Below are 1,016 nucleotides of genomic sequence, written 5' to 3' on the forward strand. Positions count from 1 at the left end.
CATGCTCACAACCGACCCTTGACGCGGCCCAGACCGCCCTAACTGAACAGCGTTGGTACTAGCCCTCCTGGGTGACCCGGTCCCAGAAACCGGCGATCGCGCGGGCGGTCGCGAGCGGCTGGTCGGTGTTGGGCGAATGCTCGGCGCCCTCGACGACCGTACGCCGCGCCCCGAGCCGTACGGCCATCTCGTCGAGAAGCGTCACCGGCCAGGTGTCGTCCAGTGCGCCCGACAGGACGTGGAACGGCAGCGGTACGGCGGCGAGTTCGGCGACGCGGTCCGGCTCCGTGCACAACTGGCGTCCAGTGGCGATGAGTTGGGCGGGCTTGTTGCCGAGCCAGCGGCGCCTCAGGTCCTCCCGGTCGTCCAGGCCGCCGTCGAGCTCACCGGTCTCGGTCTCCTCCGGCGCATCCATGGCCCGCATCGCGTCCCACACCTCGGCCATCGACATCACACCGAGGGCGTCTCGCAGCAGCTTCACGCGCTGCTGCTGGGAGACGGAGATCTGTGCCGGACCCGAGGCCATCAGGGTGAGCGACAGGAAGGGGGAGTGTTCGATCAGCACGGCCGCGCGCGAGATCTGGCCGCCCAGCGAGTGCCCCAGCAGATGCACGGGGGTACCGAGCGCCTCGGTCTGGGCGAGCACGTCCCGAGCCAACTCCGCCTGGGCGTAGGCGGATTCGTCGTCCGCGGGGCCGTCCGACTCGTACTGGCCCCGGCCGTCCACCGCGACGGTCCGGTACCCGCGCTCCGCGAGCGCCACGTGCAGCGGGTTGAAGTCCTCCTTGCTCCCGGTGAACCCGGGCAGCAGCAGCGCGACGCCCCTGGGCTCGACGCCGGCGGCCACGGGAGCGTCGACGACGGCGAACTCGCCGCGCGCGGTGCGCAGGGAGTACGCGCGGGCGCCCGGGGGCGGGACGAAGGTGGGAGGCCTGCTCATGAGCAGAGGCTATCGGGCGCCCGTCTGTCGCGTTGGGCGGGGACGGGGCGGGGACGCCGACGGCCCGGTCCCACAC

General features: G+C 72.2%; 1 protein-coding gene. It reads right to left on the reverse strand.

The window, feature by feature from the left end; translation table 11 throughout:
* Positions 1 to 58: 58 nt before the first annotated feature.
* Positions 59 to 940 (reverse strand): alpha/beta fold hydrolase, encoded by an 882-nt coding sequence (locus tag ACFW2E_RS47850; protein ID WP_384478693.1) that lies wholly within the window; start codon positions 938 to 940, stop codon positions 59 to 61.
* Positions 941 to 1,016 lie beyond the last annotated feature (76 nt).

The sequence above is a fragment of the Streptomyces sp. NPDC058964 genome, from assembly GCF_042741275.1.
Lineage (GTDB): Bacteria > Actinomycetota > Actinomycetes > Streptomycetales > Streptomycetaceae > Streptomyces.